Annotated in this window: 22 protein-coding genes; 6 read left to right on the top strand and 16 right to left on the bottom strand. The window is 70.1% G+C overall.

Annotated elements, in window-relative coordinates; all coding sequences use genetic code 11:
* Positions 1-132 precede the first annotated feature (132 nt).
* The 6 genes from fbaA to ACIGJO_RS32405 all read right to left on the bottom strand — a co-directional run bounded on the left by fbaA (position 133) and on the right by ACIGJO_RS32405 (position 6117).
* Positions 133-1155: a class II fructose-bisphosphate aldolase gene (gene fbaA, locus ACIGJO_RS32430; RefSeq protein WP_399964378.1), complete on the bottom strand. Its 1023-nt coding sequence runs from the start codon at positions 1153-1155 to the stop codon at positions 133-135.
* Positions 1156-1344: 189 nt separating this feature from the next.
* Positions 1345-1884, bottom strand: coding sequence for an orotate phosphoribosyltransferase (pyrE, locus tag ACIGJO_RS32425; RefSeq protein ID WP_399964376.1), 540 nt, complete (start codon positions 1882-1884; stop codon positions 1345-1347).
* Positions 1885-1926: 42 nt separating this feature from the next.
* Complete coding sequence (locus tag ACIGJO_RS32420; RefSeq protein ID WP_399964374.1) at positions 1927-2721, bottom strand: aldose 1-epimerase; 795 nt, start codon at positions 2719-2721, stop codon at positions 1927-1929.
* A 22-nt stretch (positions 2722-2743) separates the two neighbouring features.
* Entirely contained in the window at positions 2744-3757 is a 1014-nt protein-coding gene (locus ACIGJO_RS32415; protein WP_399964372.1) for an SRPBCC domain-containing protein, read from the bottom strand.
* Positions 3758-3874: 117 nt separating this feature from the next.
* On the bottom strand, positions 3875-5473 hold the full coding sequence (locus ACIGJO_RS32410; protein WP_399964370.1) for a polyamine aminopropyltransferase: 1599 nt from the start codon (positions 5471-5473) through the stop codon (positions 3875-3877).
* Positions 5474-5595: 122 nt separating this feature from the next.
* A complete protein-coding gene (locus ACIGJO_RS32405) occupies positions 5596-6117 on the bottom strand; it encodes a DUF2617 family protein (RefSeq protein WP_399964368.1) in 522 nt (173 codons plus the stop codon).
* A gap of 823 nt (positions 6118-6940) precedes the next feature.
* On the opposite strand from ACIGJO_RS32405, the gene ACIGJO_RS32400 reads away from it, so the two are divergent.
* Complete coding sequence (locus tag ACIGJO_RS32400) at positions 6941-8125, top strand: pyridoxal phosphate-dependent aminotransferase (protein ID WP_399964366.1); 1185 nt, start codon at positions 6941-6943, stop codon at positions 8123-8125.
* 93 nt (positions 8126-8218) lie between these two features.
* Here the strand turns inward: ACIGJO_RS32400 and ACIGJO_RS32395 are convergent, their stop codons facing one another.
* The gene (locus ACIGJO_RS32395) at positions 8219-8776 is read right to left on the bottom strand and encodes a YbjN domain-containing protein (RefSeq protein ID WP_399964364.1); all 558 of its coding nucleotides are present in this window, start codon (positions 8774-8776) and stop codon (positions 8219-8221) included.
* A gap of 139 nt (positions 8777-8915) precedes the next feature.
* Positions 8916-11501, bottom strand: a complete 2586-nt coding sequence (gene clpB / locus ACIGJO_RS32390) for an ATP-dependent chaperone ClpB (RefSeq protein WP_399964362.1) — start codon at positions 11499-11501, stop codon at positions 8916-8918.
* Between the two features lie 370 nt (positions 11502-11871).
* Here clpB and ACIGJO_RS32385 point away from each other — a divergent pair, with 370 nt between their 5' ends.
* Positions 11872-12273 carry a pyridoxamine 5'-phosphate oxidase family protein gene (locus ACIGJO_RS32385; RefSeq protein ID WP_399964360.1) on the top strand — a complete coding sequence of 134 codons (402 nt, stop codon included), beginning with the start codon at positions 11872-11874 and terminating at the stop codon, positions 12271-12273.
* Positions 12274-12381: 108 nt separating this feature from the next.
* Here ACIGJO_RS32385 and ACIGJO_RS32380 read toward each other — a convergent pair whose 3' ends face one another.
* Positions 12382-12702: a (2Fe-2S)-binding protein gene (locus tag ACIGJO_RS32380; RefSeq protein ID WP_266922404.1), complete on the bottom strand. Its 321-nt coding sequence runs from the start codon at positions 12700-12702 to the stop codon at positions 12382-12384.
* Entirely contained in the window at positions 12699-12995 is a 297-nt protein-coding gene (locus ACIGJO_RS32375) for a hypothetical protein (RefSeq protein ID WP_399964357.1), read from the bottom strand. The genes ACIGJO_RS32380 and ACIGJO_RS32375 overlap by 4 nt, the downstream gene beginning before the upstream one ends.
* Positions 12996-13105: 110 nt before the next feature.
* Between ACIGJO_RS32375 and ACIGJO_RS32370 the strand changes: the two genes are divergently transcribed.
* Positions 13106-14107: a helix-turn-helix transcriptional regulator gene (locus ACIGJO_RS32370; RefSeq protein ID WP_399964355.1), complete on the top strand. Its 1002-nt coding sequence runs from the start codon at positions 13106-13108 to the stop codon at positions 14105-14107.
* A 98-nt stretch (positions 14108-14205) separates the two neighbouring features.
* Here ACIGJO_RS32370 and ACIGJO_RS32365 read toward each other — a convergent pair whose 3' ends face one another.
* The 4 genes from ACIGJO_RS32365 to dnaK form a co-directional block, all read right to left on the bottom strand.
* Entirely contained in the window at positions 14206-14652 is a 447-nt protein-coding gene (locus ACIGJO_RS32365) for a heat shock protein transcriptional repressor HspR (protein WP_266922401.1), read from the bottom strand.
* Position 14653: 1 nt separating this feature from the next.
* On the bottom strand, positions 14654-15841 hold the full coding sequence (gene dnaJ, locus ACIGJO_RS32360; RefSeq protein WP_399964353.1) for a molecular chaperone DnaJ: 1188 nt from the start codon (positions 15839-15841) through the stop codon (positions 14654-14656).
* Positions 15842-15934: 93 nt separating this feature from the next.
* Positions 15935-16582 (bottom strand): nucleotide exchange factor GrpE, encoded by a 648-nt coding sequence (gene grpE, locus ACIGJO_RS32355; RefSeq protein ID WP_399964351.1) that lies wholly within the window; start codon positions 16580-16582, stop codon positions 15935-15937.
* Positions 16579-18426 (bottom strand): molecular chaperone DnaK, encoded by a 1848-nt coding sequence (dnaK, locus tag ACIGJO_RS32350; RefSeq protein ID WP_266922399.1) that lies wholly within the window; start codon positions 18424-18426, stop codon positions 16579-16581. Before dnaK ends, grpE begins: the two co-directional genes overlap by 4 nt.
* 534 nt (positions 18427-18960) lie before the next feature.
* Here dnaK and ACIGJO_RS32345 point away from each other — a divergent pair.
* From ACIGJO_RS32345 to ACIGJO_RS32335, 3 genes are all read left to right on the top strand, one after another.
* Positions 18961-19515, top strand: a complete 555-nt coding sequence (locus ACIGJO_RS32345) for a sugar transferase (RefSeq protein ID WP_399964348.1) — start codon at positions 18961-18963, stop codon at positions 19513-19515.
* Positions 19516-19596: 81 nt separating this feature from the next.
* Complete coding sequence (locus ACIGJO_RS32340) at positions 19597-21864, top strand: heterodisulfide reductase-related iron-sulfur binding cluster (protein ID WP_399964346.1); 2268 nt, start codon at positions 19597-19599, stop codon at positions 21862-21864.
* Positions 21865-22363: 499 nt separating this feature from the next.
* Positions 22364-23359 (top strand): Yip1 family protein, encoded by a 996-nt coding sequence (locus ACIGJO_RS32335; RefSeq protein ID WP_399964344.1) that lies wholly within the window; start codon positions 22364-22366, stop codon positions 23357-23359.
* Between the two features lie 80 nt (positions 23360-23439).
* On the opposite strand, the gene ACIGJO_RS32330 is transcribed toward ACIGJO_RS32335, so the two are convergent.
* Both ACIGJO_RS32330 and dcd read right to left on the bottom strand, forming a co-directional pair.
* Positions 23440-23937 carry a phosphoribosyltransferase gene (locus ACIGJO_RS32330; RefSeq protein WP_399964342.1) on the bottom strand — a complete coding sequence of 166 codons (498 nt, stop codon included), beginning with the start codon at positions 23935-23937 and terminating at the stop codon, positions 23440-23442.
* 10 nt (positions 23938-23947) lie between these two features.
* The gene (gene dcd, locus ACIGJO_RS32325; RefSeq protein WP_266922394.1) at positions 23948-24523 is read right to left on the bottom strand and encodes a dCTP deaminase; all 576 of its coding nucleotides are present in this window, start codon (positions 24521-24523) and stop codon (positions 23948-23950) included.
* Positions 24524-24969 lie beyond the last annotated feature (446 nt).

Below are 24969 nucleotides of genomic sequence, written 5' to 3'. Positions count from 1 at the left end.
TTGTGAGTCTGCCCCCGACCGCCCCCCCCCCCCGGGGGGCCCCCCCCCCCCCGGGGGGGCGCCCCCCCCCCCCCCCGGCGGCCCCCCCCCCCCCCCCCGCGCCCCCCCCCCCACGACGGGTGTCCGTACGGACTACTTCAGCTTCGTACCGGTGGAGCGCAGGTTCGCGCAGGCCTCGGTGACGCGCTTGGCCATGCCGCCCTCGGCGGACTTGCCCCAGCTGCGCGGGTCGTAGACCTTCTTGTTGCCGACCTCGCCGTCGACCTTCAGGACGCCGTCGTAGTTGCGGAACACGTGGTCCACGATCGGCCGGGTGAAGGCGTACTGGGTGTCGGTGTCGAGGTTCATCTTCACGACGCCGTTCTCCAGCGCGGTCGCGATCTCCTGCTCGGTGGAGCCGGAGCCGCCGTGGAAGACGAAGTCGAAGGGGGACGCCTTGCCGTACTTGGCGCCGACGCCCTCCTGGAGGTCCTTCAGCAGCTCGGGACGGAGCACGACGTTGCCCGGCTTGTAGACGCCGTGGACGTTGCCGAAGGAGGCGGCCAGCAGGTAGCGGCCCTTCTCGCCCAGACCGAGCGCCTCGGCGGTGCGCAGCGCGTCGTCGACGGTCGTGTACAGCTCGTCGTTGATCTCGTGCGTGACGCCGTCCTCCTCGCCACCGGTCGGGGTGATCTCGACCTCAAGAATGATCTTGGCGGCGGCGGCCTTGGCGAGCAGCTCCTGACCGATGGCCAGGTTGTCGGCGAGGGTCTCGGCCGAGCCGTCCCACATGTGCGACTGGAACAGCGGGTTCAGACCCTTGGCGACACGCTCCTTGGAGATGTCGAGCAGCGGACGGACGTAACCGTCGAGCTTGTCCTTGGGGCAGTGGTCGGTGTGCAGCGCGACCGTGATGTCGTACTTGGCGGCGACGATGTGCGCGAACTCGGCCAGGGCCACGGCGCCCGTCACCATGTCCTTGTTGTACTGGCCGCCCAGGAACTCCGCCCCACCGGTGGAGATCTGGACGATGCCGTCGCTCTCCGCCTCCGCGAAGCCGCGCAGTGCAGCGTGCAGGGTCTGGGTCGAGGTCACATTGATGGCCGGGTAGGCGAACTTGCCTGCCTTCGCCCGGTCGAGCATCTCGGCGTAGACCTCGGGGGTTGCGATGGGCATCTGACCGCTCCTTGGGATGTGCGGGTGTGCAGTGCTGGTCCCTGACCTGGGGGCGACGTCATCGTCGCCCCCATCTTCCCAGACTCTCCGTCCGGCTCCACCCGGAGGACCCCCACGAGTACGGGTACGGGGTGGGCGGTTTCACGTGAAACCGCCCACCCCGTAGAAAAACCGCAGGTCAGACCCGTATCAGCCCAGATCGAGGTCGGCCACCGAGTAGACCTGGACATAGGGCAGGCCGGCCTCGGCGATGGCCGCGGCGGCACCCCGCTCCACGATCACGGCGACACCGACGACCTCACCGCCGGCCTCGCGCACCGCCTCGACGGCCGTCAGCGGCGAGCCACCGGTGGTCGAGGTGTCCTCGACGACGAGGCAGCGGCGGCCCTTCACGTCGGTGCCCTCGATCCGGCGCTGCATGCCGTGCGCCTTCTGCGCCTTGCGGACGACGAACGCGTCCAGGCTCCTGCCGCGCGCCGCGGAGGCGTGCAGCATCGACGTGGCCACCGGGTCGGCGCCCAGCGTCAGGCCGCCGACGCAGTCGTAGTCCAGCTCGGCGGTGGCGTCGAGCATGACCTGCCCGGCCATCGGCGCGGCCGTGCCGTCCAGCGTGATCCGGCGCAGGTCGATGTACCAGTCGGCTTCCAGCCCCGAGGAGAGGGTCACCTTGCCGTGCACCACGGCCTTGTCCTTGATCTGCTGGAGCAGCTCAGCGCGTACGTCAGTCATGTCAACGAGGGTAAGCGCTGCCGCCCACCACCGTTGTACGGCTCAGAGCCGCACCCAGCTCCAGGTCGTCGCGATCTCCAGCGGGTCGATCGGGGTGACCAGGCGCGGGGCGGTGTTCAGACCGTTCGGCGGACCCGACTGCGGCTCCACGCACACCGCCTCGTCCTGCTCGTCGTAGATCACCACCCACTCGTCGCGGCTCTTCACCGTCAGTTCGAGCCGCTCCGGCCAGGTGAGCTTCACCTCGACACCGTCGGGCATCCCGAAGCAGTCGTCCCACGGTCCGGGCCGGGGATCGATCCGGCGGCCGGTCGGCAGATGGTTCCCGCCGCGCTCCTCCTGCCAGGCGGCGTCGAAGGAGAGCCGGACGTCCTGGCCCCCCAGATCGCGGCGGAACCAGGGGTGCCAGCCGGCCTGCGCCGGGAAGGAGTCCCCGTACGTCTCGACGGACAGGCGCAGTGTGAGGGAGTCCTCGGCCAGTTCGAAGGTCTGCGTCACCCGGCCCTGGTAGGGCCACGGCTCGGCGAGGTCGTAGTAGAAGGCCGCCTCCGCGCCGTCCTCCCGGGCGGTGTGCCAGGCCGTGTCGCGGCCGGTGCCGTGGATGGCGTGCGGCGGGGCGTTCAGCGGCAGCCGGTGGACCGCGTCACCGTTGCGGAACTCCCCGTCCCCGGTACGTCCGCACCACGGCACCATCGGGAAGCTGCCGTACCGCTCCCCCTGGCGCAGCAGTTCGGTGTCACCGATCCGCAGGCTGCTGATCCGGCAGCCTTGGACGGGGTCAACGGTCAACTCGGCGTCACCGACGGACAGCCGGACGTTCTTCGCAGCTCTGCTCACACCCCCGACACTACTGGCGCCGCTACCTCCGGCGACGCAGTGCCCGGCCCAGGACGACGGCGGAGGCGATCGCGAGGGCCGCCGCCGGGGCGACCCAGCGCAGGGCGCTCCCCGCGCCGTTCGCGTCGGGCGAGGGCACGGGGGCGTACCGGCCGCGCGGCGGCGCGTGGTCGACCTCCTCGGCGCTGCGTCCGATCATGGTGCGCCGGGCGTGTGCGGCCTCGGCCGGGGGCTCGTCGGGCACGGTGAACTCCACTTCGGCTACGGGGTCGAGCGAGGGCGGCGGCACGGGCGCGTCGAACACGGACCCCTTGCCGGCGGCCGGGGGCCCGCTCCCGGAGTCATCGGAGTCATCGGAATCCGCAGCGTCATCGGAGTCATCGGCGTCCGCAGGGTCCTTGACGTCGTCACCCGGTTCATCGACGTCGTCGCCCGGTTCGTCGACGTCGTCGTGCAGGGCCTCGGCGCGCAGATCCTCGTCGTCGTCCGCGCCGGGCCGCTCGGCGCCCTCCGCGGGCCGCTCCGTGTCGGCCGCGGGGCCGGGGGGCGGCTCCGCCTCCGTGCCCAACTCCGTTGCGGACGGCTTCGCTTCCTCCTCGTGGGAGGCCAGCGTCTCCGTCACCAGCTGCTGCGTAAAGCGGTCCAGCAGCCGGTGGGCCGCCGCGAGGGCCGCCGCCGGGTCCAGCTCCTTCAGCCGGCCGTCGCCGCTCGCGGACCCCGTGAAGACGAGTGTCGTCCCGCCGTCGGTCTCCGTGAGGCCGATTCTCAGATCCAGCGTGACCGCACCGGTGCCCCGGGCCTCCGTCCCCTCCCCGGTCACCGAGATGCGGTCCCCGTCCGCACCGGACAGCCGCAGCACACCCCGGTACGTGATCGTGTGACCCCCGACCCGGATCCTCAGGCGGCCCGCCAGCGGCCCGGCCGTCTCCTCGGCGTCCTGCAGGAGGCCGGGTACGCAGCGGGCGACCCGGGCGGGATCGCCCAGCGTCCGCCGAAGGGACGGGGCCATCACCGGAACGAACACCTCATGCTCCATGGAAACCGAGCCTACTCAGCCCCGGCCGGTACGTCAGCGCTTCCGCCCCCGGGACCGCCCCCGCGGCCGCCCGGAACGGGCCCGCCCCCGACCCCGCTCCCGGACCCGCCCCGGAGGTCATGCGCCCTCCCGGTACCGCGGATGGATCAGGGTCGACGGCGCCTGCCCCTTCACCCGTACGTGCTCCGCCGACCGCCCCGCCTCCCGCAGCCCGCGCTCCCCCAGCGACCGCAGCCCCGGCGCCCCGGCGGCCAGTCCCAGCGGCGGCACCGCGCCCGGGGAGGCCAGCACGAAGCCCCAGTCCCGCGGGGCGGGGCCCGCTCCTTCGAAGCGGCCCGGGTCCGCGGCGATACCGGGGAGCCTGCCGGTGACCCGGTAGGGCCGGGCCGCGAGGCCGCCCGCCCGGACCGAGGCCTCCACCGTCCAGTACGTCCGTCCCCGGCTGCCCGGCGACCCCGCGTGCACCACCAGTCGCCCGCCCGGCGCGAGGGCCTCGCCGACCAGGCCGTAGAACTCCGCGGAGTAGAGCTTCGTGCTCGCCGTGATGCCCGGGTCCGGCAGGTCGGAGATCACCACGTCGTAGCGCTCGCTGCCCGCCCGGAGCCAGTTGAACGCGTCCCCGCCGACCGCCGTGAGGCGCGGGTCGCGGTAGGCGTTTCCGTTGAGGCCGCGGAGCGCGGGGTCCGTACGGGCCAACCGGGTGACGGCCGGGTCCAGCTCGACCACCGTGACCTCCCGGACGTCCCGGTAGCGCAGCACCTCGCGGGCGGCGAGCCCGTCGCCGCCGCCCAGGATCAGGACCCGCTCGTGCCGCCCGTTCATCGCCGGGTGGACCAGCGCCTCGTGGTAGCGGTACTCGTCGCGGGCGCTGGCCCGCAGGCGCCCGTCCAGATACAGGCCGAGCGACTCGCGGCCCGTCCCGGTGAGCACGACCTCCTGCACCCCGGTCCGCACGGCGACCCGCACCTGATTCCCGTAGACGGCCCGCCTCGCCGCCCGCTCGAAGTCGTCGACCAGCAGCGTGGCCCCGGCGAGCAGCCCGATCACCGCGAGGTTGGCGAGGACGAGCAGCCACCGGGACCGGGAGCTGAGGTCCCGCCGGAACAGCCACAGCACCAGCGCCCCGCCCGCCGCCGCGTTGACCGCACCGGTGAACAGCGCGCCGGTCAGCTGCCCCAGCATCGGCAGCAGCAGAAAGGGGAACGCCAGTCCGCCCACCAGCGCCCCGACGTAGTCGGCCGCGAAGAGATCGGCCACGGCCCCGCCCGCGTCCTGCCGGTCCACCCGCTGGATCAGGGTCATCAGCAGGGGGATCTCGGCACCGATCAGCATCCCGATGGCCAGCGTGAACCCGACCAGCGCGTACCGCGATTCACCGAGCCAGGCGAACGAGGCGTACAGCACGAGCGCGGAGGAGCCGCCGATCAGCGCGAGGGCGGCCTCGATGAGCCCGAAGCCCACCGCGGCACGGCAGCGCAAACGTTTCGCGAGAAGCGATCCGATCCCCATCGCGAACACCATCACGGACAGCACGACGGACGCCTGGGTGACCGAGTCGCCGATCAAGTACGAGGCGAGCGCGACCAGTTCGAGTTCGTACACCAGACCACAGGCGGCACAGATGAAGACTGTGGCCAGCACGAGATACCGGCCGGTCCTGGGCCGTACGGGAAGCCGCGCGGCGGCCCCCCGCAGCGTCACCTGCTGGTCGATCATAATGCGAACGCTACGTGACGAATTGATCGCCATCTGTCACCCACAAGGGTGCAAGTGCCCTTGGGAGCAGCCGTGGAGGGTATTCGGGGCGAGCCGCGGGGGCACTCGGGGCCCGTCCCCGGTCAGCGGGCGGGCGCCGGCATCCGCACCCCCACCCTGGTACGGGTCGCCACCAACTGCCCTTCCTGCGGGTACGCGTGCCAGGTGCGCCACCGCACCTGCCCCTCGGTCCGCTGCGCCAGCATCGCGGTGAAGGCGTGCGGGCTGCCGGGGAACGTCCCCGCGAGACCGTGCGGGTGGTCGGCGACCAGCGCGAGGAGCTCCTGGGCGCGCCCGGCGAACGAACCCTCCGAGAGCGTCTCGACGCGCGCCGCGAATTCGTACTCCCAGTCCCCGAGCCGCTTCGCGACGCCGAGGGGAAGGGGCGTACTGCTGCCCGGAATACAGGCAACGGTCTCCGAACAGGAGCCTCGGTCCTCCTCCAGGAGGACCTGATGGGAGGCACCGAGGAGCCTCAACTGGAGCTTGGCGCCGGCGAGCTGGAGATCGAGGACGGCGAGGGCGGGCAGCGGTTCGCGCCCCAGCGCCCAAGCCAGGTCGGCAGCTCGGGTATCGGAATAGGCCGTCTGGAGGGTCGTGAGCATGGGTCGGCTCCGCTAACACGCATGGACAAATGGACAGGGGGCGTCCCCGGGACGACACACATGGGAGTAGGGGAACGCCCGATCAGGTCCAACTGGGGTCCGAGGGCTGGATGTTCTCTAGAGCGAGGGAATCACGAAGTACGCCGCACCCACAGCGTTTTTGCCCAACTTGACGCGGTTTCCATCCCCTCGGGGGCTGCCCGGTTCACGTGTTCAACCCGAACACCTCACGTATCCCAACGAAAAGGTGCCCGGCGGGAGTTCACCCACCGGACACCTGAGGGAACATCCCCCGCACCGGCCCTCCGGGTCACTTGCCGGGGTCATCCGCCCCGGTCAACTACCCACAGTCACAAGCCATATGTTTCCGGGTCAGCTTCCCCCGCCGCAACCGCCCCCGCCGCACGACGACGATCCGCCCCCGCAGGAGGAACTGCTGCTCCCGCACGAGTGGCCCCCCGAGTGGCCGCTGCCGCAGGACGCGCCGCCCCCGTTGCCGCAGGACGCGCCACCCCCGCCGCCACCGCCGTCACCGCCGCCCGCCCACCAGCTGCGCCTGTCGGCGGTCCGGCGCCGGCCCCGGCGGCCGGCGGCCCGCCGACGGCTGCTGACCCCCACCATCGGCCGGAACATGGACACGACCACCACAAGCACGATCATCCCGATGAAGAAGGCTCCCACCTGTCCTCACACCCTTCCGTCCCCCGAAGCGGAACCCCCCGCTTCATGTTCATGGCGATTCTTTCGTGCAGCGGGGATGCCCGGTCCCGCGGGGGCCGAAAGCGGACTTGAGCAACTCCAGAGCTTCGGCACAGGATGGCCCATGACACAGGGACGACCGCTGCTCAACCGCCGCCTCACCGAGTTCGGCACGACGATCTTCGCGGAGATGTCGGCGCTGGCCGTACGGACCGGTTCCATCAACCTCGGCCAGGGCTTTCCCGACACCGACGGCCCCGACGAGGTCCGCGAGGCCGCGGTCCGGGCCCTGCGCGACGGCCGCGGCAACCAGTACCCACCGGGGCCCGGCGTCCCCGAGCTCCGTACCGCGATCACGGACCACCAGCAGCGGCGCTACGGCCTCGCGTACAACCCCGACACCGAGGTCCTGGTCACGGCGGGGGCCACGGAGGCCATCGCCGCCGCGATGCTCGCCCTGCTCGAACCGGGCGACGAGGTCATCGCCCTGGAGCCGTACTACGACTCCTACGCCGCCTCCATCGCCATGGCGGGCGGCATCCGCGTCCCGGTCACACTGCACCCGGAGCCCGCGTCCGGGACCTACCGGCTCGACCTCGGCGAACTGCGCGCCGCCGTCACCCCCCGCACCCGCCTGATCCTGCTCAACACCCCGCACAACCCCACCGGCACGGTCCTCACCCGCGAAGAGCTCGCCGCCGTCGCCGGCCTCGCCCGCGAACGCGACCTGCTCGTCGTCACCGACGAGGTGTACGAACACCTGGTCTTCGAGGGCGAACACATCCCGCTCGCCTCGTTCCCCGGCATGCGCGAGCGCACCGTCACGGTGAGCAGTGCGGGAAAGACCTTCTCGTTCACGGGCTGGAAGGTCGGCTGGATCACCGGGAGCCCGGAGCTGGTCACCGCCGTACGCTCCGCGAAGCAGTTCCTGACCTATGTCTCCGCCGGCCCCTTCCAGTACGCGGTCGCCGAGGCCCTGCGGCTGCCCGACAGCTACTACGAGGGCCTGCGCGCCGATCTGCGGGCCAAGCGGGACCTGCTGAGCACCGGGCTCGCCGAGGCCGGGTTCGGGGTCTACCGCCCCGCCGGAACGTACTTCGTCACCACCGACATCCGCCCGCTCGGCGGCGAGCGGGACGGCTTCGCGTTCTGCCGCGCCCTGCCCGGCCGCTGCGGGGTCGTCGCCATTCCCAACGCCGTCTTCTACGACCACCGCGACCAGGGCGCGCCCTTCGTCCGGTTCGCGTTCTGCAAGCGCGCGGACGTGCTGGAGGAGGCCGTGTCCCGGCTGAAGGGCCTGGCCGGGTGAGAGGCGGTCCCGGCGGAAGCCGGACATGACGGAGCCCGGCCGGCCGGGGACGCGAAGTCCCCGGCCGGCCGGGCTCTCGTTCGGGAGGGGCGCTCAGCCCTCGGAGGGCGCGTCGCCCTCGGCCTTCTCCTCGGCCTCGGCCTCGGCCGGCTCCAGGCCCAGGCGCTCCACGAGCCACTTGTCGAACTCGATCGAGGCGCGCACCCAGCTGACCGTCGAGGAGACGAAGTGCTCCAGGCTGACGCCGGTGCCGATGAGCATCTGCGCCTCACCGATCAGCCGGACGGAGCCCGCCTCGCCGTCCTCGCCCTCGTGGGCGTGCGTGTAGACCTTCGGCCACAGGGTGCGGCGGTTCCAGTCGTCGATCGCGTCCAGGAGGACGGGGCGCTGGTCGAGGTCGTGCGGGCGGTCGTAGAACGTACGGACCGAGAAGACCTGCTGCTCCTCCTCGCCCCGGAACATGAAGTACGTCCGGAACTCTTCCCACGGCGCCGCGAGGTCGCCCTCGTCGTCGACGACGTACTTCAGCTCCATCTGGTCCAGAAGCTGCTTGACGAGGTCCTGGTCAGGGACGACGGGGCCCTCCGGTCCTGCCGCCTGCGGTTCGGGCTGGCCCCCGAAATTAGGAATCGAGGACGGATCGATGCTCACCGTTATTTCCCTTCGTGACGGTTGCGGCCATCCTCTCCCATGCCGGGCGGGCCATGGCAAGCCCCGGCGGCCCCGATCCGCCACAAGCTGACACGCGGCCGGTGCGGACCGGGCCCGCCGGGGTCCCGTAGGCCCGGTGTCACGAGGCGCGGCCGACGCTCAGGCCGTCGCCGGAGCGGTCCACCCGTACGGTGTCGCCGTCCGCGACCTCGCCCGCGAGGATCTCCTTCGCCAGCCGGTCGCCGATCGCCGTCTGGATGAGGCGGCGCAGCGGCCGTGCCCCGTACGCCGGGTCATTGCCCTCCTCCGCCAGCCAGGCCAGGGCCTCGGGCGTGACGTCGAGGGTGAGCCTGCGGTCGCTCAGCCGCTTGGCCAGGCGGTCGATCTGCAGCCCGGCGATGTGCGAGAGCTCGTCGCCGGACAGCGCGGAGAAGACCACGATGTCGTCGAGCCGGTTGAGGAACTCCGGCTTGAAGGACGCCCGCACGACATCCATGACCTGCTCCTTCTTCACCTCGGGCTTGACCAGGGGGTCGACCAGGAACTGGCTGCCGAGGTTGGAGGTCAGGATCAGGATGGTGTTGCGGAAGTCCACCGTCCGGCCCTGGCCGTCGGTGAGCCGGCCGTCGTCGAGGACCTGGAGCAGGACGTCGAAGACCTCCGGGTGCGCCTTCTCCACCTCGTCCAGCAGGACGACGCTGTACGGGCGCCGGCGTACCGACTCGGTGAGCTGGCCGCCCTCCTCGTACCCGACGTAACCGGGCGGGGCACCGACGAGCCGCGCGACGCTGTGCTTCTCGCCGTACTCGCTCATGTCGATGCGGATCATCGCCCGCTCGTCGTCGAACAGGAAGTCCGCGAGCGCCTTGGCCAGCTCGGTCTTGCCGACCCCGGTCGGGCCGAGGAAGAGGAACGAGCCGGTCGGGCGGTCCGGGTCGGCGATCCCGGCGCGGGTGCGCCGTACCGCGTCGGAGACCGACTGCACGGCCTCCCGCTGCCCGATGAGGCGCCTGCCGAGCTCGTCCTCCATGCGCAGCAGCTTCTGGGTCTCGCCCTCCAGCAGCCGGCCGGCCGGGATGCCGGTCCAGGAGCCGACGACGTCGGCGATGTCGTCCGGGCCGACCTCCTCCTTGACCATCGTGTCCTTGGCGGCCTCCTGCTCGGCCTCGGCGGCCTCCTCCAGCTGGCGCTCCAGGCCGGGGATCTCCCCGTACAGCAGCTTGGAGGCGGTGTCGAAGTCGCCGTCGCGCTGGGCGCGCTCGGCCTGTCCGCGCAGTTCGTCGAGTCGTTCCTTCAGCTCACCGACGCGGTTGAGGCCCTGCTTCTCCTTCTCCCAGCGGGCGGTGAGGCCGCGCAGCTCCTCCTCCTTGTCGGCGAGGTCGCGGCGGAGCTTCTCCAGGCGCTGCTTGGAGGCGGCGTCGGTCTCGTTCTTGAGAGCCAGCTCCTCCATGCGCAGCCGGTCGACGGCGCGCTGGAGCTCGTCGATCTCCACGGGCGAGGAGTCGATCTCCATCCGCAGCCGGGACGCCGCCTCGTCGACCAGGTCGATGGCCTTGTCGGGGAGGAAGCGGGAGGTGATGTAGCGGTCGGAGAGCGTGGCCGCCGCGACCAGCGCGGAGTCCGCGATCTGGACCTTGTGGTGGGCCTCGTAGCGGCCCTTGAGCCCGCGCAGGATCGCGATGGTGTCCTCGACGGACGGCTCGGCGACCAGGACCTGCTGGAAGCGGCGCTCCAGGGCCGGGTCCTTCTCGATGCGCTCGCGGTACTCGTCCAGCGTGGTGGCGCCGACCATCCGCAGCTCGCCGCGGGCCAGCATCGGCTTGAGCATGTTGCCCGCGTCCATGGCGGAGTCGCCGCCCGCGCCGGCGCCCACGACGGTGTGCAGCTCGTCGATGAACGTGATGATCTGGCCGTCGCTCTCCTTGATCTCGGAGAGGACGGTCTTGAGCCGCTCCTCGAACTCGCCCCGGTACTTCGCGCCCGCGACCATGGCCCCCAGGTCCAGGGAGACGAGGCGCTTGTTCTTCAGGCTCTCGGGTACGTCGCCCTTGACGATGCGCTGGGCGAGACCCTCGACGACGGCCGTCTTGCCGACGCCGGGCTCACCGATGAGCACCGGGTTGTTCTTCGTGCGGCGGGACAGGACCTGGACCACACGGCGGATCTCCTGGTCCCGCCCGATCACCGGGTCGAGCTTGCCCTCGCGTGCGGCCGCCGTGAAGTCGGTGCCGAACTTCTCCAGGGCCTTGTACTGACCCTCCGGGTCCGGTGTGGTCACCCGACGCCCTCCCCTGCTCTTCTCGAACGCGTCCAGCAGCCTCTTCGCACTGGCCCCCTGCTCCCCGAGGATCTCACCGGCCCGGCCACCCTTGGCCGCGACACCGATCAGCAGATGCTCGGTGGACAGGTACTCGTCGCCGAGCTCCTTGGCCTGCTGGGCGGCGTCCGCGATGACCGCGAGCAGTTCCCGGTTGGGCTGCGGCGGCGCGACGGTGGAGCCGGTGACGCTGGGCTGGGCGCCCAGGAGCTTCTCGGCCGCGCCGCGCACGGCCGCCTGGTCGGCGTCGACGGCGGCCAGCAGGTCGGTGATGTTCTCGTTGTCCTGGCCCTCCAGCAGAGCGAGCAGCAGATGCCCGGGGGTCAGATCGGGGTGCCCGTCCTTGACGGCCCTGCTGGTGGCCGCGTTGATGGCGTCCCGGCTCTTGTTGGTCAGCTCGGCGTCCACGTGCGCTCCCTCCTCCTTGCGGTGGTGCTCGACCCGGGTCCGGCCCCGGGTCCGGCGGTCGTCGGCCGGACAGCGACGATGGCGGCCGGTGGCCCGGCAGCCGTACGGGCACCGCCCGCTCCATTGACTGAATCAACGTACACAAAGTTGAGTGTATTCCGCTCAAGCCTGAACGCGCCCCGCACCCCGCGGCCCCGGCTCCGCCGCGCACGGCGGCTCACGGCACTGATCCGAGTGAACCCCTCACCACCGGCACCCGCCACCGCACACCACGCCGCGCGTACGCCCCGCGCTGCGCGCAACGGCCCGCGCCGCGTGCGCCCGCGCACCGGGACGTCGCCGCACCGGCGGAATGTCTACGCTTTCGGACATGCCCGACCTACGAGACCTCAGCCCCGCGTACCTGGCCTTCTGGCGCGAGTACCACCTCTGCACCCTGACCACGCTGCGCCCGGACGGCACACCGCACGTGGTGCCGGTCGGCGTGACGTACGACGCCGAGGCCCGGATCGCCCGCGTGATCACCAACAAGAACAGCCGCAAGGTCGCCCACATCATGGCGGCGGGCCCGGACGGGGCACGGGTCGCGGCCTGCCAGATGCACCGGGCGCGCTGGGCGACGCTGGAGGGTCGCGCGGTGATCCGCCCGGAGTCGGACGTCGTGGACGACGCCGTACGCCGCTACACGGAACGCTACGGGCGCACGCCCAGGCCCAGCGCGGACCGGGTCGTCATCGAGATCGCCGTGGACCGGGCGCTCGGCAGGGCGTGATCAGCCCGGCCGCGGCGGGACAGCACAACGGCGCCACCGCGTTCAGGTCACGGTGGCGCCGCTGTGTGGGGGAAGTACCTGAGCGACAAGGAACGACGGGGGAATCGCTCAGGCACTGCGGGGGGTGGCGGAGATGGTTTCTGGTTCGAACAGCTCATGGTCCCGCTGGTCGAGATTGACGAAAATCATGCCGTAGCGCACGGCGCAGCGGACCGGCTGTGGAGCGCCGCGGGGGCGACGGAGGCACCGGTAGGCGCGTACGCCCTCGTCCTCCTCCAGCACGACGACGATCGGCTCTCCGAACAGGGTGACCATCAACGAATCGCCACGGCGGGGGAGTGCCGTGAGCAGATCGATGAAATGCCACCCTGAGCGGTAGGCCGTGGCCATCTCCCGCCGGAAGGTGCGGTCATCCGGGGGGATGCTCATGCCTCTGCCGTCGCTCGCGGTGCGATGTCCCACACCAGGTCGGACGCCTTCACTCCGGCCGGCGCGGTGTCCCACACCAGGTCCGGCGGAGGCGCTGCCAGAGTCCGCGCCGCCTGCGTTCCGACCGGCGCGACGTCCCACACCAGGTCCGGCGGGGGAACGGCCCGGACCTGCGTGCCGGTCGCTCCGGTGGGCGCACTGTCCCAGACCAGGTCGTGGATACCGATCGCTCCGAGCGCCAGCCCGGCGGAGAAGGCCGCGGCAAGCGCCGAGCGAAGCATTTTGCTACCCATAGTCGGCTTCGTCCTCACTTCCAAGGTTTCCTCTCCCCCGCATGACAAGACGATGGCTCATTCAGGCACGTCAATGCCACAGGATCGATGCATCATGTTCCTGTAGTTTCATGTTCCTGGGGGGTGGAGAATTGATAACAAACAGTACAAACGCGACACATCCCCACTCTGTCACCGCCCTGTGCGAGGAGGGGGCGCGGCTCTACGCCAGCGCCCTGAGCGTGGGCAAGATAGCCCGATCCGAGGTGGGGTCCGCTCCCTGTCTGCTCGAATTCGCCCTGCTTCACCCGGATCCGGCCGATGACGCCTGGCTCCGGCCGGTACCTCCGTCCGCCGCGCTGACGCAACGGCTCTACCCGATCGAGCGGGAGATCCAGGCCCGAAGACAGCTCTCGGTCGAGCTCGCCGACACCTTCGAACCGTTCATGGCGATCAGTGCCCAGACCCCCACCACGCACGCGATCACCGTGCTCGAGGGCAAGGACCGGATCAACGCCTCCATCGAGCTGGCCATGGCCGAATGCCGGTCCGAGGTGCTGACCATCCAGCCCGGCGGCGGGCGCAGCGAGGGCACCCTCAACATCGCCGTGGAGCGCGGCAACATGCTCGCCGAGCGCGGGGTCGGCATGCGCTCGCTCTACCAGCACACCATCCGGCACAGCCACGGAACCCTGACGTACGCGGACCGCATGACGGCGGGCAAGGTCGAGATCCGCACCCTCGAAGAGCTGATCGAGCGTCTGATGATCTTCGATCACACCGTGGCGTTCATTCCCGCCACGGACGACCGCCGTGTGGCGCTCGAACTGCGCCACCCCGGGCTCGTGCAGTACCTCGTCAAGGTCTTCGAGCAGCTGTGGAGCCAGGCCGCGCCGCTGCGGGAGGAAGTCAAGTACGAGCCGACGCCCAAGGGAATCAGCGGCGTCCAGCGCTCCATCGCCCAGCTTCTCGTCGAGGGCCATGTGGACGACTCCATAGCCCGGCGGCTGGGCATGAACGTCCGCACCTGCCGGGCGCACGTCGCCAAGCTCTCCACCGCGCTGGGCAGCAGCAGCCGGGCCCAGCTCGGCTATCTGATCGCCCGGTCCGGAATCCTCGACCAGGACTCCTGACCGCCCCGGACGCGACAGGGCCCGCCCCCGGAACGAACTTCCGGACGACGGGCCCTGCGGAGCGGACCCGGACGCCGTACACGCGTCCGCCGCCCGCCTCAGTCCTTCGGCTTCTTCGGCCGCCAGACGACCAGCGCGCTGGTGTGCTGCACATCCTGGTACGGGACCAGATCACGGCGGTACGAGGCATGCACCTGCGCCTCGCGCTGCTGCATGGCCACCGCCGCGCCGTCCACCGCCGCCGAGAGCTCGGCGACGCGCTGCTGGAGCGCGGCGACCTGGTTCTCCAGCTCGATGATGCGCTTGATGCCCGCCAGGTTGATGCCCTCGTCCTGCGACAGCTGCTGCACGGTGCGCAGCAGCTCGATGTCACGGGCCGAATAGCGCCTGCCGCGCCCGGCCGTACGGTCCGGGGAGACGAGGCCGAGACGGTCGTACTGACGCAGGGTCTGCGGGTGCAGACCCGAGAGCTGCGCCGCGATCGAGATCACATACACCGGTGATTCATCGGTCAGCTGGTACGGGTTACGTCGCCGGCCGTCCATCTCAAGCTCCCTTCGCAGCCTGGAACAGCTCCGCCCGCGGGTCCTTGTCCGCGGTCGCCTTCCGGTAGGTCTCCAGCGCGTCCCCGGCCTCTGGCGCGAGGTCCTTGGGCACGTCCACCTCGACGGTGACCAGCAGGTCGCCGCGGGTGCCGTCCTTGCGTACGGCGCCCTTGCCGCGGGCGCGCATCGTACGTCCGTTGGGAGTGCCTGCCGGAAGCTTCAGGGTGACCGCGGGCCCGCCGAGCGTGGGCACCTTCACTTCGCCGCCGAGCGCCGCCTCCGGGAAGGTGACGGGCACGGTGATGGTGAGGTTGTCCCCCTTGCGGCCGAAGACCGGGTGGGCGTCGACATGGACGACGACATAGAGGTCGCCGGCCGGGCCGCCGCGCTCTCCCGCGCCGCCCTTGCCGCGCAGCCGGATCCGCTGGCCGTCGAGGACGCCCGCGGGAATCCTGACCTGCATGGTGCGGGCCGACTTCGCCCGTCCGCTGCCCTTGCAGACGTCGCAGGGGTCCTGGGCGATGAGGCCCCGGCCCTTGCAGTCCACACAGGGGTCGGTGAGCGAAAAGCCGCCGCCGCTCCCGCGCGAGACCTGGCCGGTGCCGACACAGGTCGGGCAGACCCTCGGGGTGCCGTTCTTGTCGCCGGTGCCCGAACACGCCTTGCAGGGCGCCTGGCTGGACATCCGCAGCGGGACCGTGGCCCCGTCGACGGCCTCGGTGAAGCTGAGCGTCACCTCGGACTCGATGTCCTGGCCGCGGCGCGGCTGCACACGCGTCCCCGCGCCGCCCCGGTTGAACAGACCGCCGAAGACGTCGCCCAGACCGCCACCGCCGCCGAATCCACCGGCCCCGCCGCCCTGGCCGCCGCCCTGGGCACCGCCGAAGAGGTCGCCCAGGTCGAAGTTGAAGTTGCCTCCCGCGCCACCGGGACCGGCCCGGAAGCCACCGTTGCCGAAGAGGGCGCGCGCCTCGTCGTACTCCTTGCGCTTCTTGGCGTCACCGAGGACGTCGTTCGCCTCGGAGATCTCCTTGAAGCGCGACTCGGCCTTCGCGTCACCCTTGTTGGCGTCGGGGTGGAACTCGCGGGCGAGTTTGCGGTACGCCTTCTTGATCTCGGCGTCGGTGGCGTCCTTGGGGACGCCGAGGACCTTGTAGTAGTCCTTCTCGACGAAGTCCTTCGTGCTCATCGACGTCCCTCCTTCCGGACGATCGGCCGAGCGACCGGCCTGTGGGCCGGTCGCTGGGCCGGGCGGTACACACCGGGATGGTCGGACGGAATGTCAGACCTCCTCGGTGCCACCGCTCTCCTCGTCATCTGCCTTCTCTTCCTTCGCCGCCGCGGGCGTGGCGCCCGGCTGCGGCTCGGCGACGGCCACCCGCGCGGGGCGGATGGTGCGCTCGCCGATGCGATACCCCGGCTGAAGGATCGCCACGCAGGTCGTCTCGGTGACGTCCGGCGCATAGCTGTGCATCAGGGCCTCGTGGATCGTCGGGTCGAAGGGCTCGCCCTCCTTGCCGAACTGCTGGAGGCCCAGCTTCGCGACGGTCGTCTCCAGCGATTCGGCCACCGACTTGAAGCCGCCGACCAGCTCACCGTGCTCCCGTGCGCGGCCGACGTCGTCGAGCACGGGCAGCAGCTCGGACAGGAGGTTCGCCGAGGCGATCTCCTTGACCGTGACCCGGTCCCGCTCCACGCGGCGGCGGTAGTTCTGGTACTCGGCCTGGAGCCGCTGGAGGTCGGCCGTGCGCTCGGCGAGTGCCGAACGGGCCTGGTCCAGCTGTGCCGTCAGGCCTGCTGTCTGGTTAGCGTCCCCGGCCGGGGCCGCCGCCTCCTCCTCGGAGGCGGCGGCCTTCGGCTCGGCGTCGTCGGAGGTGGCGCCGGAGGGGACGTCGGGCTTCTCGTCGAAGCCCGGGGTCTCCTCGGTCACGCCGCACCGCCCTTCGTGTCCTTCTCGTCGTCCACGATCTCGGCGTCGACGACATCGTCATCGGCCTTGGCGCTGTCGCCCGGCGCGTCGGCGCCCGGCGTCGCACCGGCCTCGGCGTTGGCGTACATCGCCTGGCCCAGCTTCTGGGAGACGGCCGCGACCTTCTCGGTGGCGGTACGGATCTCGGCGGTGTCCTCGCCCTTGAGCTTCTCCTTCAGCTCGCCGAGCGCGGTCTCCACCTCCGTCTTCACATCGCCGGGGACCTTGTCCTCGTTGTCCTTGAGGAACTTCTCCGTCTGGTAGACGAGCTGCTCGCCCTGGTTGCGGGACTCGGCGGCCTCACGACGACGGTGGTCCTCGTCGGCGTACTGCTCGGCCTCTTCACGCATCCGGTTGACCTCGTCCTTCGGCAGCGAGGAGCCACCGGTGACGGTCATCTTCTGCTCCTTGCCGGTGCCGAGGTCCTTGGCAGCGACGTGCATGATGCCGTTGGCGTCGATGTCGAAGGCGACCTCGATCTGCGGCACCCCGCGCGGGGCCGGCGGCAGACCGGTGAGCTCGAACATTCCGAGCTTCTTGTTGTACGCCGCGATCTCGCGCTCGCCCTGGTAGACCTGGATCTGCACGGACGGCTGGTTGTCCTCGGCCGTCGTGAAGATCTCGGAGCGCTTGGTCGGGATGGTCGTGTTGCGCTCGATGAGCTTCGTCATGATGCCGCCCTTGGTCTCGATACCCAGGGACAGCGGGGTGACGTCGAGCAGCAGGACGTCCTTGACCTCGCCCTTGAGGACACCGGCCTGGAGCGAGGCGCCGATGGCGACGACCTCGTCCGGGTTCACACCCTTGTTGGCCTCCTGGCCACCGGTCAGCTCCTTGACGAGCTCGGCGACGGCCGGCATACGGGTCGAGCCACCGACGAGAACGACGTGGTCGATCTCGGAGAGCGCGATGCCCGCGTCCTTGATGACGTTGTGGAACGGCGTCTTGCAGCGGTCCAGCAGGTCGGCGGTCAGCTGCTGGAACTGGGCGCGCGTGAGCTTCTCGTCCAGGTGCAGCGGGCCCTCGGCGGACGCCGTGATGTAGGGCAGGTTGATCGTGGTCTCGGTCGAGGACGAGAGCTCGATCTTCGCCTTCTCCGCGGCCTCGCGGAGACGCTGGAGAGCCATCTTGTCCTTGGACAGGTCCACACCGTGACCGTTGGCGAACTGCTTCACCAGGTAGTCGACGACGCGCTGGTCCCAGTCGTCACCACCGAGGTGGTTGTCACCGTTGGTGGCCTTCACCTCGACGACGCCGTCACCGATCTCCAGGAGGGACACGTCGAAGGTGCCGCCGCCGAGGTCGAAGACGAGGATCGTCTGGTCGTCCTTGTCGAGGCCGTACGCCAGAGCGGCGGCCGTCGGCTCGTTGACGATACGCAGGACGTTCAGGCCCGCGATCTCGCCGGCCTCCTTCGTCGCCTGACGCTCGGAGTCGTTGAAGTACGCCGGGACGGTGATGACCGCGTCGGTCACCTTCTCGCCCAGGTAGGACTCGGCGTCCCGCTTCAGCTTCTGCAGGATGAAGGCGCTCATCTGCTGCGGGTTGAAGCTCTTGCCGTCCAGGTCGATCTTCCAGTCAGTGCCCATGTGGCGCTTGACGGAGCGGATGGTCCTGTCGACGTTGGTGACCGCCTGGCGCTTGGCGACCTCGCCGACGAGCACCTCGCCGTTCTTGGCGAAGGCGACGACGGACGGCGTGGTCCTGGCGCCTTCGGCGTTGGTGATGACGGTGGGCTCGCCGCCTTCGAGAACGCTGACGACGGAGTTAGTCGTGCCCAGGTCGATGCCGACCGCACGTGCCATTTCAATTCCTCCAACTGACTACTTGAGTGGATCTGACTCAAGAATGCATGACTCACGCCCCAGAGTCAACAGACCTGAGCCGGACGCACTCAACTTAGATGCTCACACCCCTCGCGACCAGGACTTTCCCGCCCTCGACGCCTGCCGCACACGGCCTCGCCGCAACCGGCAGCCCGCCTCACACGCCACATCCGCCACGTCCGCCACCACAGATCCCGCACAGCGGCCCCGCACGCACAGCCACGCCACACCCCGGCGCACACCCCACCCACCATCCCACCGTGGGATCGTTCTGTCACAAAATGCCGTGAGCCGGTCATAACCGGCACACCATCGGACCTCGAACCCCGGGTGGGCGCGATGCAGGACGTGAGGCAGCGGCGCGTGAGGCAGCAGAGGCAGCGGCGAGACCGGAGCCGGAGCAGGCGGAGCCCGTACCGGCGCGGGGCGCTCGCACCGCGCACCCCCGTACGTACAGCCGCGCGCACGGCGGCACGTACGACGGCGGACGCGGCGTACCGCTTCACCTCCCGTGTGACGGCCAAACGGGTACTGGACCTGCTCCTCGGCTCGGCCCTCCTGATCCTGGCCGCCCCGGCCCTCACCGCGGGCACCCTCGTACTCGCGGTGAAACACCGGTCCGGCGGCGTACTGGAGCGCCGGACCCGGATCGGGCTGCACGGCCGGCCCTTCGTCCTGCGCTCCCTGCGCACCCGCCGGCTCCGGCTCGACCTGCTCTCCCGGCTGCCCCACGTCGTACGGGGAGACCTCTCCCTCGTGGGCCCCGCACCGCTGGCGCCGGGCGACCCGGAGGCCAGAAGCACCGGAGCCGGATACTGGCGTCACGAGCTGCGACCGGGCCTGACAGGCTTGGCCCAGGTGCGGGCCCGGTCCGGAATGCCCTGGGACGAACCCGCGCTGCTCGACCAGCACTACGCCGAGCACCATGGAACGGTGCTCGACCTCACCGTTCTGGTCGAGTCCGTACACCGTCCGCTGCGTGCGGCGCTCCGCCGGTCCGCCCGGCGCGGCAAGGCACACCTGAGCGACACAGATCACCGCTTGCCCGGCTACAGAGCCGCGGAATAAGTGGGTAGTGTCAGCACAGACTGATTAAGTTACTGCTTAGTAGTGCTGGATCCCACCCTCGCAGGCCCGAGGAGCCCCCTCATGCAACTCGCCGCGATCATCGTGTCGCTGGTGCTGACCGTCGTCGGCGTCGCGCTCCTCGCCCGAGCCGTCGCGCAGATCTACCGTTTCGTCCGCCTCGGACAGCCGGTACCCGCGGGCAGCCGCACCGACGACCCCAAGCAGCGCACGATCACCCTGGCCAAGGAGTTCCTCGGCCACACCCGGATGAACCGGTGGGGCATCGTCGGCTTCGCGCACTGGTTCGTCGCCATCGGCTTCCTGACCCTGCCGCCGACGCTGCTCCAGGCATACGGACAGCTCTTCCAGGCGGACTGGGTGCTGCCCGTCATCGGCGGCTGGCTGCCCTTCGAGATGTACATCGAGTTCATCGGCCTGATGACGGTCGCCGGGATCGTCACGCTGATGGCGATCCGGCTGCTGAACCTGCCCTCCCGGGCCGGCCGCAAGTCGCGCTTCACGGGCTCCAAGGCCTGGCAGGCGTACTTCGTCGAGTACGTCATCCTCGTCATCGGCCTGGCGATCCTGGTCCTGCGCGGCCTCGAGGGCGCGATCCACCACGTCGAGGGCTACGGGGCCGCGTACTTCGTCTCGTACCCCCTGGTGCTCGCCTTCAAGGGGCTCGCGCTCGGCACGCTCCAGAACCTCATCTACTTCACCGCGATGATCAAGATCGGCGTCTCGCTGATCTGGATGATCACGGTCTCGCTCAACACCAACATGGGTGTCGCCTGGCACCGCTTCCTCGGCTTCCCGAACATCTGGTTCAAGCGGAACGCCGACGGCGAGGTCGCCCTCGGCGCGCTCCAGCCGATGACGAGCGGCGGCAAGGAGATCGACTTCGAGGACCCGGGCGAGGACGACGTCTTCGGTGTCTCGCAGGTCGAGCAGTTCTCCTGGAAGGGCATCCTCGACTTCTCCACGTGCACCGAGTGCGGCCGCTGCCAGTCGCAGTGCCCCGCCTGGAACACCGGCAAGCCGCTCTCCCCGAAGCTCCTGATCATGTCGCTGCGCGACCACGCGCACGCCAAGGCCCCGTACCTGCTCGCCGGTGGCGGCAAGGACATGGAGGGCAACGAGAAGGCGTCCGAGGAGCAGCTCAAGGACGTTCCGGCGGCCGCCCTCGCCGAGGCCGAGCGCCCCCTCATCGGCACCGCCGAGGAGAACGGCGTCATCGACCCGGACGTGCTGTGGTCCTGCACCACCTGCGGTGCGTGCGTGGAGCAGTGCCCGGTCGACATCGAGCACATCGACCACATCGTCGACATGCGCCGCTACCAGGTGATGATCGAGTCGGCGTTCCCGTCCGAGGCGGGCACGATGCTCAAGAACCTGGAGAAGAAGGGCAACCCCTGGGGTCTCGCCAAGAAGCAGCGCGTCGAGTGGACCAAGGAGGTCGACTTCGAGGTCCCGATCGTCGGCAAGGACGTCGAGGACCTCAGCGAGATCGAGTACCTGTACTGGGTCGGCTGCGCGGGCGCCCTCGAGGACCGCGCCAAGAAGACCACGAAGGCCTTCGCGGAACTGCTGCACATCGCGGGCGTGAAGTTCGCGATCATGGGCGGCGACGAGAAGTGCACGGGTGACTCGGCCCGCCGCCTGGGCAACGAGCCGCTGTTCCAGCAGCTCGGCCAGGAGAACGTGGCGATGCTGAACATGGCGTTCGGCGAGGACGACGAGGACGAGGCGACCAAGAAGCCGAAGTCCTCCAAGAAGATCGTCGCGACCTGCCCGCACTGCTTCAACACGATCGCCAACGAGTACCCGCAGCTCGGCGGCGAGTACGAGGTCATCCACCACACGCAGCTGCTCCAGCACCTGGTGGACGAGGGCAAGCTGATCCCGGTGACCCCGGTCGAGGGCCTGATCACGTATCACGACCCCTGCTACCTGGGCCGTCACAACAAGATCTACACGCCTCCGCGCGAGATCATCGCGAAGGTCCCGGGTCTGCGGAACGAGGAGATGCACCGCCACAAGGAGCGCGGCTTCTGCTGCGGCGCCGGTGGTGCCCGGATGTGGATGGAGGAGCGGATCGGCAAGCGCGTCAACAACGAGCGCGTCGATGAAGCGCTCTCCCTCAACCCGGACATCGTCTCCACCGCCTGCCCCTTCTGCCTCGTCATGCTGACCGACTCGGTCAACGGCAAGAAGAACGAAGGCAAGGCCAAGGAGTCGATCCAGGTGGTCGACGTCTCACAGCTCCTGCTGGAGTCCGTGAAGGCACCGGCGGACCCGGCGGGCGAGCCGGAGACGGCGGACGAGCCGGAGCCCGAACCGGCGAAGTAACCGAACCGAACCCGCCGACGTACGCGAGCGGCCGGACCTGCCTCGGGGGCAGGACCGGCCGCTTTCGCGTGGGGGGCTGGCGCGTGTGGGCGCTTTCGCGTACGGGCGCCTCCGCGTACCGGCGGCCGGTGTGAGCCGGGACGTGTACGCGGTCGGCTCACAGCTGCGGCATTCTGCGCCCCGGCCCGTCCGGGCCGCCCGGCTGCCCGGACGGCCCGCCAGCCCCGGGATCATGTTCTCGACATCGACGGCCCCGTCCCCGCCGTGACGGCCCTGTCGCTGCCCTGAGGCCCCGTTCCTGCCGTGACGGCCGAGTCCCCTGCCCCGACGGCCCTGTCGCTGCCCTGACGGGTCCCTCCCACACCTCCCAACGGCCCCCAAAGACCCCCCAGCTGTCCCCCCAGGGCCCCCTTAGGGGATGTCACAGCTCGGCCGCAAAGGTGGGCGGGTTCACCGGGCCCCCTCACCACACCCACCCGGACCAGGTACGTTCGGTTCCGTGGCTGGATTCAGGATCGGACGCGGCCGGGACAACCGCACGCCGCAGCAACCGCAGCAGCAACCGCAGCAGCACCCGCAGCAGCACCCGCAGCAACAGCCGTACGGAGGGCAGGCACCACAGCCGCCGTACGGCCGTCAGTCGTGGCCCCCCGCAGGAGGCAACGGCGCACCGCCGTACGGAGCACCCCAGGGCGCCCCGTACAACGGCGGGCACGGCGGACACGGCGGCGGGTACGGCGGCGGACACGGCGGACACGGACAGCAGGGCGGCCCCGGCAACGGCGCCCACGGACACGGCGAGCCCGAGTACTTCGGCGACCCGTACCAGGAACCCCCGCACCAGGACCCGTACGCCAACAGCCCGGGTCACACGCAGGCGTTCAGCATCAACGAGGACCCCTACAGCAACGCCGGCGCCTACCAGGCCGGCCAGGCCCCCGCCCAGCCCGCAGGCCCGCGCCTGCCCTGGAAGGACCTGCTCACCGGCATGGTGATGCGCCCGGGGCCGACGTTCTGGCAAATGCGTGACTACCCGGTCTGGGGCCCGGCGCTCATCGTCACGTTCCTCTACGGGCTGCTCGCGATCTTCGGCTTCGACCAGGCGCGCGACGAGGCGATCAACGCGACGATCTCCACGGCCGTCCCGTACGTCATCATCACCGGCATCGGCTTCGTCATCGGAGGCCTGGTCCTCGGCGCGGTCACCCACACTCTCGCGCGCCAGCTGGGCGGCAACGGCTCCTGGCAGCCGACCGTGGGCCTCTCGATGCTGATCATGTCGATCACGGACGCCCCGCGCCTGCTCTTCGCCCTCTTCCTGGGCGGCGAGAACTCGCTGGTACAGGTGATCGGCTGGATCACCTGGCTGGCGGCCGGAGCGCTGTTCACGTCGATGGTGAGCAAGTCGCACGACCTGCCGTGGCCGAAGGCGCTGGGCGCCTCGGCGATCCAGCTGATCGCGCTGCTGTCGATCATCAAACTCGGCACGATCTGACCGGGCACCACACGAAAATCCCCGGAGCGCGGCGCGCTCCGGGGATTTTTCGATAACCGTCCCCGGCCCGGGGAATGTCCTCAGGCGTCGAGAACCTGACCGTCACGGCGTACGACGGGCTTCTCCACGCTCCACGGGAAGTTGATCCACTGATCGGTCTTCTTCCACACGTACTCGCATTTCACGAGCGAGTGCGACTTCTCGTAGATGACCGCGCTGCGCACCTCGGCGACATGGTCGACGCAGAAGTCCCGGACCAGCTTCAGCGTCTTGCCGGTGTCGGCGACGTCATCGGCGATCAGGACCTTCTTGTCCGAGAAATCGATGGCATTCGGAACGGGGGCCAGCATGACGGGCATTTCCAGCGTGGTGCCCACGCCCGTGTAGAACTCCACATTGACCAGGTGGATGTTCTTGCAGTCGAGCGCGTACGCGAGCCCGCCCGCGACGAACACCCCGCCCCGGGCGATGCTCAGCACCACATCGGGCTCGTACCCGTCGTCGGCCACCGTCTGCGCCAGCGCACGGACGGCGAGCCCGAAGCCCTCGTACGTCAGGTTCTCCCGCGCCTCGCTCATCGATCCGCCCTCACACCTGGGTCCGATGGAAATTCATGTACGAGCGGGAGGCGGTCGGTCCGCGCTGCCCCTGGTAGCGCGATCCGTACCGCTCGGACCCGTACGGGAATTCGGAGGGCGAACTCAGCCGGAACATGCACAGCTGCCCGATCTTCATTCCCGGCCAGAGCTTTATCGGCAGCGTCGCGAGATTCGAAAGCTCCAGGGTCACATGCCCCGAGAACCCCGGGTCGATGAACCCGGCCGTCGAATGCGTCACCAGCCCGAGCCGCCCCAGCGAACTCTTGCCCTCCAGCCGCGACGCGAGATCGTCGGGCAGCGAGATCACCTCGTACGTCGAGGCGAGCACGAATTCACCGGGGTGCAGGATGAACGCCTCATCCCCCTCCGGCTCGACCGTGCGCGTCAGGTCGACCTGCTCGATGGCGGGGTCGATATGCGGATAGCGGTGGTTCTCGAACACCCGGAAGTAGCGGTCCAGCCGCACGTCGATGCTCGATGGCTGCACCATCGACGGGTCGAACGGATCAATGCGGACCCGCCCGGCGTCGATCTCGGCCCGGATGTCCTTGTCTGAGAGAAGCACGTCCCGAGGATACGCAGAACGCGCGAGCCCGCCCCAACCGGACCGCCCCGCGCGCCTGCCGAACCACTCCCCGGACCACCCGACGACACCCCGGAAACCCCCGAGCGCCGCCCCGGCAATCGGGCCTGCCCGCTCCCTACCGCTCCTCGAACACCACCGGCACCGCATGCCTCAACCGGGCACAACGCGGACACCGGATAAGCCGCCCCGGACCGATCCGGCCGGCCCCGAGCTGCTGCATCGGGAACGACGAGGTAGCAAAAACGTGCCCTTCGGCACAGCGGACGACGGTGCGCTCCATCGACTCCATCAAGTCCCTTCCCCAACCAAGCCTTGGACGAAAACGCCACATTAGGGGATGAACAGGACGCCACTCCAGGCGGCACTCCGACAACCCACGCTACGCCCCCAACTCCCGCCCCCCACACCCGCATCCACCCCTCTCC

Source organism: Streptomyces sp. NPDC079020, assembly GCF_044542225.1.
Classification (GTDB): domain Bacteria; phylum Actinomycetota; class Actinomycetes; order Streptomycetales; family Streptomycetaceae; genus Streptomyces.
Note: the sequence above shows the minus strand (reverse complement) of the source record. Positions and strands in the feature narration are given on the sequence as shown.